We start from the raw sequence: 6,344 nt of genomic DNA, 5'->3' as shown, positions 1-6,344 counted from the left end.
GCCCCCTCGGCCCCCCGCGCCCCACCTGGGGTTTTGCCCCCCCGCGCGCCCCCCCCCCCCCCCGGGGGGGGCCCCGGGGGGGGCCCCCCGGGCCCCCCGGCCGGGGGGGGGGGGGGCCCCCGGCGCCCGGCACAGGGTCGGGGGTCATACCGCGCACGACTCCTGGGCGATCTCACGCACGAAGTTGTAGTCGGCGTCGATGGCCGCGGCCTCGGGGATGTCCTGGAGGTCCTCGAACAGCTCGGGGTTCTCCTCCATGACCGACACGATCGGGCCGGGCTCGAAGTAGTCGTTGATGTCGAAGTCGAAGTCGATCTCGCCCTGGTTCGCGAGCAGCTGCCCGACCGTGTCCAGCGCCAGGTAGTTGCAGGCGGAGAAGCGGGGGTCGAGCTGCGCCACGTTGTACTGCATGGCCTCCTGAGCGACCTCGGGGTCGGTGCCGGTGAGCCACTGGACGGCCGAGGAGGCGGCGTCCTCGGGGTTCTCGCGGATCCACTGGTCGGAGGCGGCCCGCGCGGCGAGGAACTCCTCGACGGCCTCGGGGTTCTCCTCCAGGAAGGCCGGCGTGGTGACGATGTAGCCGATGAAGGGGATGTAGCCGCCGCCCCTCAGGACGATCTCCGAGCCCTCGACCTGCTCGGTGATGGTGATCGGCCACGGGTCCCAGATGACGGCCGCGTCGATGCCGCCGGTCTCCAGGGCCACCGCCATGTCCGGCGGGGCGGTGTTGACGAGCTCCACGTCGTCCGTGTCGATGCGGAGGTCCTCCAGCAGCCCGAGCAGGTAGAGGTGGTTGATGGAGCCGATCGAGACGCCGATCGACTTGCCCTCCAGCGTGGACAGGTCCTCGCCGTCGATCTCGGAGCCCTCGGCCGCGACGATGGCCGCGGTCTCGTCGATGCTCCGCTGGGTGGCCGAGCCGGTGTAGTTGCCGATCAGGCTCAGCTCGGCGCCCTCCTGCGCCGCCGCGATGGCCGGGGTGCCGACCTGGATGATGTCGACGTCGCCCGCCTCCAGGGCGTTGATCGCGTCGACGCCGGTGGGGAAGGGCTCGGCGAGGGTGACGTCGAGGTCGCGCTCCTCGAAGAGGCCCCGCTCGGTGCCGATCGGCAGGCCGATCTGGTCGATCGCGGAGACGTAGCCGGCGTTGATGCTCGTCAGCGAGCCCGCGCCCGCGTCGGCGCCCTCGACGTCGTCGTCGACGGTCGAGCCCCCGGTACAGGCGGTGAGCAGAAGCACCGACGAACATGTCGCGGCGAGGGACAGCTGGGAAAGTCGAGGCATGGACTTCTTCCGATCACACAGGGTGGCACCCCCGCGGACCCCGGCTCACCCCGACCCACCAGGGAAGATCGGGGAATGGCTGTCGCCTGTCACGAACGGGGGTAGCGGAGAGTGAAAAGGGGGAGCTCGGAAGGGGATGACGGTTCGCGCCGGTCTGAATCCCCTCCGCCGTTTCGCGTGGTTGACGCTACTATCCGCGCGGCCCTGGCGTTAAGTCCTATTCCCTGATGACGGTATTCGAGAAGTGAATACTGTGTCGGATGAACGCTTCCGTGGCGAGATGACTCTGATGGTGCCCGTGGGACTCGGCTGTTCGGTGATGGTCCTCAGGACGCTGCGGGCGGCCGGGGTGAGGGGGCGCGTCGAGTCCCAGCACACGGCGACCCGCCGCTCAGGGGGTCCTTCGAGCCGCCTGATCCGGACCCCGCTGGTGTCCGCGATCGACGCCGCCAGCCAGTTCGTGACGCCGACGCCGATGCCCTCGGCGACCATCGACACGAGCGTCTGCGGCTGATTGGTGGCCTGGATCGGGTCGATCTGCAGCCCCCGCTCCTGGAACACCCGGTAGGACTCGAACTCCGAGGTCTCCGGTGCGTCGAGACGCCCGATGGACACGATGGGATGCTCCGCGACGGCGTCGACGGGCACGGGGTCGGGCACGTCCCCGAGGGGGTGGCCGTCCGCGTGCAGGACCACGAGCGGCTCGGACCACAGGGGCAGGCTGGTGACCGAGGGGGACGTGGGCCGGGGCGACATCGGCCGCAGGTAGAGGTCGATGCCCCCGGACGCGAGGGCCTCGTCCAGTTCGAGGGTGGAGCGCTCCACGAGGACGACCTTGACGTCGGGGTCCTCGGCGATGAGGTTCTTGAGGAGGCCTGGGACGAACGCGGCGCTGGCGCTCGGGTAGGAGCCGAGGGAGACGATGCCGCGCGCGCCTCCGCGCCAGGGGGCCATCGCGGACTCGGCGGCCTCCAGCGCGCGGAGCACGTTGCGGGCCTGGACGGCGAGGGCGTCGCCCGCCTCCGTGAGGCGGACCGGGCGCTTCTTGCGGTCGAAGAGGGGTTGGCCGATCTCGCGTTCGAGCGCGGCCACGTGCTGGCTCACGCGCGGCTGGGACCTGCGGGTCGACTCGGCCGCGGCGACGAAGCTCCCGGTGTCGATGACGGCAAGGAAGGAGACGAACCACTCCAGGCGGATGTCCGCGTCGAGCATGGACGGGTCTCACTCTCGAAGATGTTCGGACGGGCGGGGGGGACCCGCCCCGGGCCGGGTCGGCGGGCGTCGCTTCCGGGGGTCCGGGGCCGGGGAGAAAAACGGCGGAAAAGCGGATACATCGAGATCAGGGGCTTGCAAAAGGGGGGCGGGACTTCTGGAAGGGGGTGGGGGCGGGGGCGTGGGGAAACCGGCTCGGGGAGTTCGCGGAGCGGGGCTCCGGGGGTTTCACGTGGAACGGGCGTGACACACGTTATAACCACCAGAACCAGAAAGAGTTCACCGTTTCGCCACATAACTACATAAACCGGACTCAACAGTGCCGACTATCCAGGATCCTGATCCCGGTATGCCGAAAACACACGCGGAAACCGCCGCCGGGGGACCCGCGCCGGACCGTCCGCCGGCCCCACGCCGGGGCCCGGGCGGGGCGGGGCGCCGGGGGTCCGGGGGCGGGCCGTCGCCGCGTGCGGCCAGCGCCCGCGCGGGACGGGGTGCGACGGCGTCCGCTCGATGGGGGGACGCGGAACTTGCTAGGTTTCCGTGTGTCCCCCGTCGGCGCCACACCCGTCCGCCCGGCGCTCCCCGAACCGAAAGCCACCCATGCGACTGATCCCGTCCTCCCCCCTGTCGTGCCTGGGCACGGCCGCCGTCGCCGTCGTCGTCGGCGGATTCGTCCTCGTCGGCTGCGACGTGGTCGACACCGACGAGTTCGACATGGACTTCAGCTTCTTCTCCGCGGACGGCGAGGAGTCACCGGACGAGGACCCGAGCGCCGGGCCCGGCGACGAGGAGGGGGAGGAAGAGGAGACGGAGCAGGAGACCGCGTCCTACGGGCTTCCCGAGTCCTGCGCCGCGGCCGGAGCCGCCGAGGTCGTCGGCGACCTCGCCCCCGGCCCCGTCCTCGCCGAGGACGTCGGCCCGGTGGAGGGGATCGACGGCGCCGAGCAGGTGGTGTGCTCCTTCAGCGACGGGAGCGGAACCGCGGGCGCCCCCTCCCTCACCCTGGTCTTCACGTCCGGCGCCGACCCCAGCGCCAGCCCGGACGTCGTCCAGGTGCCCGGCGCCGAGGAGGAGATGAACTGGGAGGTGGACATCGACGTGGACGTGGACACCTACCACACCGACGAGTCCGACTCCCTGGGCGGCGACCTGGAGTACGTGGGGACCGTGGACGGTTCGAGCCGCAACCTGTACCTGTCCCTGCCGGACGACCTGTACGTGACCGTGGTCTCCTACGGCGAGGAGGTCCCCCGCGAGGACCTGGAGCGGATCGTCATGCAGGCCGCCGAGCGCGTCCGGGGCTGACCGCGCGGCGGCCGGGGCGGCCGGGCGCGGCACACACGACGAGGGGCCGTCAGCGTCGCGCTGACGGCCCCTCGCGGCTTCCGCGGCCCCGGGTCCCGCCCCCAGGCCGCCCCGGGCCCTCCGGGGTGCGCCTCGGGCCCCACACGGGTGGGGCGGGGCCTGCGGCCGGCTAGTACTCGACGGGGATCTCCTCGAACTCACCGAACGGCCCGGCCCGCAGGGTCAGCTCCTCCACGTCCACCGGAGGCGCCGGGAACACGGCGACCAGGTTGTAGGTGTTGTCGGGCTGGAGCATGTGGACCTCCTCGGCGAAGCTGCTGTAGCGGCCCTCGCCGAAGTCCATCTGCGCCACGTAGCGCACCAGCCCGCTCTCCGGCTCCAGGAGCTGGAAGCCGCCGAGCGTGCCCTTGTTGAACTGCTCCGGGCCCCCGGCCTGCACGGCCTCCTGGCCGCCCATGTCCGGGACGGTCGGCTCGCCGGTGGTGTTGGTCAGCGCGACCGTGCCGATCACGTACGCGCCGTCGCGGCGCAGCGGGTAGACCTCCAGGCGCACCCCGTCCAGCTCGCCCTCGGCCACCACGGACCCCGGGTCCGCGTCGTAGGGCGCCGGCCAGGTGACGTTGCGCTGCGCGACACCCAGCCCGTCGTCGTCGTACTCCTCTTCCTCCGTCGCCTCCACCGTCGTGTTGAACACGTACGAGAACTCGACGCGGCGGTTGCGGGCCCGGGCCTCGTCGTCGTCGGGACCGCCCTCGCGGGCGACCGGCTCGCGCTTGCCCCGGCCCTCGACCTCCAGGGTGAAGTCGGTGCCCAGCTCCTCGGCGAGCAGGTCGCGGACGCTCTCCGCCCGCTCGACCGAGAGGTTGTCGTTGTAGGAGTCGTCGCCGATGCCGTCGGTGTGCCCGATGACGGTGATGGTCGGCTCGTCCGGATCGACGTTCGCGGCCAGCGTGGTGGCGGCCCGGCGCACCACGTCCTCGGCCTCCGCCGTCAGGTCGGAGCGGTCGAACTCGAACATGACGTCCGAGTGCAGGGAGATGATCTCGCGGTCGCCGTCCCGCGTGGTGGAGGCGATCTCGGAGTCCACGAAGCTCTGCACCCAGCCCTCGTCCGCCACCGCGTCCCCGTCGGGGCGGCGGTTCACGAAGGTGAGGTTCTCGCCGCGGGGCGGCGGGTTGTCCAGGGTGAGGTGGTCGGGACCGTTGGGGCTCTCCGGGTCCGGCCGCTCCTCCTCCACGTCCTGGACGGGGATGCCCGTCATCGCGCCGAGGCCGCTTCCGACGAAGGTCACCTGCCGCACCTCGTCGGGGATGCGGGGGAAGTAGCGCACGTACTCGTTGGTGACACCGTCGTGGACCGGGTACAGGCCGTCCTGGTTCGGGCTCTCCGACCCGTACTTGAGCCCGTCCCCGTCCAGGAACTGGCGGTAGACCCGGCCGCTGAGCGGGTCCACGAGGGTGTGGGCCATGCTCAGGTTGCGGTTGGGCCCGGAGAACTCGTCGGGGTAGGTCACCTCGTAGTACATGACGGTGTAGTCGTCGGTGCGCTCCAGACCGGTGACGGCGAAGTGCATCTCCGTGTCCTGCCCGGTGTCCTGGAAGATGCGCCCCTCGCGGACGTAGGGGAACTCCTCCCTGACCGTCGGCGGCCCCGACGCGTCTCCGAACGTCTCGGACCACCAGTCGGATATGTCCGCGGTGACCGTGCAGCCGCTGAGCAGGAGACTGCCCGAGACCATCAGCGCGACCACGGTGATGGGCGTCTTCCGCGCCATGTGGGGGAACTCCGATCGTTGAGGGAGGCGTACCGGCAACATCCTCCAGCACTCGGAGGGCCGAACCGACCGCCACGTCCCCGGTTGGCGGGATACCGGCCGCTCGGAGGGGGGATGTCCGGGAATCAGGGGGGCGGGGCCGGGACAGGGGTCGACAGGCGCCGCCGGTCCGCCCGGCCCCGTTTCCCGCCGCCGGAGGCCGCGACGGCCCGCGGCCGGGCGTCCCCCGGTCCTTCTGGAAACCTTCCCCAGCAGAGAACAGAAAACTACAGCGACTGGAGTAGACATACCCCTTCGGTGTTGCTAGATTTCCTGCCACAGCCACAGAGGTACACGGCTGGACCACCGGATACACCGGTGGAACGCAGGACGGCTCGACGGTGTGCACGTGCTTCAGGACACCGGGAGCCGGTAGGACAGCAGTACGGCAGTACGAGCAGTACGCAGGACCGGCGTCCCGCTCATCCAGGGGACGCCGCAGCAGGACGAAGAACGCAGTAGGGCTCGACCGGCGCGCTCAGCGGCACAGCGCCGGGAGCCGGTAGGACAGCAGCACCGGTGTCCCGCCCGTACCGGGGGACGCCCCGCAGGAGGTGACGCAGGACGGCTCGACGGTGTGCACGTGCTTCAGGACACCGGGAGCCGGTAGGACAGCAGTACGGCAGTACGAGCAGTACGAGCAGTACGCAGGACCGGCGTCCCGCTCATCCAGGGGACGCCGCAGCAGGACGAAGAACGCAGTAGGGCTCGACCGGCGCGCTCAGCG

The 6,344-nt window shown here is 71.1% G+C and carries 4 protein-coding genes; 1 reads left to right on the top strand and 3 read right to left on the bottom strand.

Features of this window, described 5'->3' with window-relative positions:
* Nucleotides 1-144: 144 nt before the first annotated feature.
* Nucleotides 145-1,284, bottom strand: coding sequence for an ABC transporter substrate-binding protein (locus ACIRPH_RS16435; RefSeq protein WP_402914960.1), 1,140 nt, complete (start codon nucleotides 1,282-1,284; stop codon nucleotides 145-147).
* A 210-nt stretch (nucleotides 1,285-1,494) separates the two neighbouring features.
* Nucleotides 1,495-2,496: a LysR family transcriptional regulator gene (locus ACIRPH_RS16430; RefSeq protein WP_402914957.1), complete on the bottom strand. Its 1,002-nt coding sequence runs from the start codon at nucleotides 2,494-2,496 to the stop codon at nucleotides 1,495-1,497.
* Nucleotides 2,497-3,099: 603 nt separating this feature from the next.
* Here ACIRPH_RS16430 and ACIRPH_RS16425 point away from each other — a divergent pair.
* Complete coding sequence (locus tag ACIRPH_RS16425) at nucleotides 3,100-3,804, top strand: hypothetical protein (protein WP_402914954.1); 705 nt, start codon at nucleotides 3,100-3,102, stop codon at nucleotides 3,802-3,804.
* A gap of 169 nt (nucleotides 3,805-3,973) precedes the next feature.
* Here ACIRPH_RS16425 and ACIRPH_RS16420 read toward each other — a convergent pair whose 3' ends face one another.
* Nucleotides 3,974-5,578, bottom strand: a complete 1,605-nt coding sequence (locus tag ACIRPH_RS16420) for an OmpA family protein (RefSeq protein WP_402914952.1) — start codon at nucleotides 5,576-5,578, stop codon at nucleotides 3,974-3,976.
* Nucleotides 5,579-6,344 lie beyond the last annotated feature (766 nt).

It is taken from the genome of Nocardiopsis sp. NPDC101807 (assembly GCF_044766605.1).
GTDB classification, from domain to species: domain Bacteria; phylum Actinomycetota; class Actinomycetes; order Streptosporangiales; family Streptosporangiaceae; genus Nocardiopsis; species Nocardiopsis tropica.
This window is presented reverse-complemented; position numbering and strand designations above follow the sequence as displayed.

Coding starts and splice junctions, on each gene's coding strand:
- ACIRPH_RS16435 (WP_402914960.1), bottom strand. CDS start 1,284: ATGCCTCGACTTTCCCAGCTGTCCCTCGCCGCGACATGTTCGTCGGTG.
- ACIRPH_RS16430 (WP_402914957.1), bottom strand. CDS start 2,496: ATGCTCGACGCGGACATCCGCCTGGAGTGGTTCGTCTCCTTCCTTGCC.
- ACIRPH_RS16425 (WP_402914954.1), top strand. CDS start 3,100: ATGCGACTGATCCCGTCCTCCCCCCTGTCGTGCCTGGGCACGGCCGCC.
- ACIRPH_RS16420 (WP_402914952.1), bottom strand. CDS start 5,578: ATGGCGCGGAAGACGCCCATCACCGTGGTCGCGCTGATGGTCTCGGGC.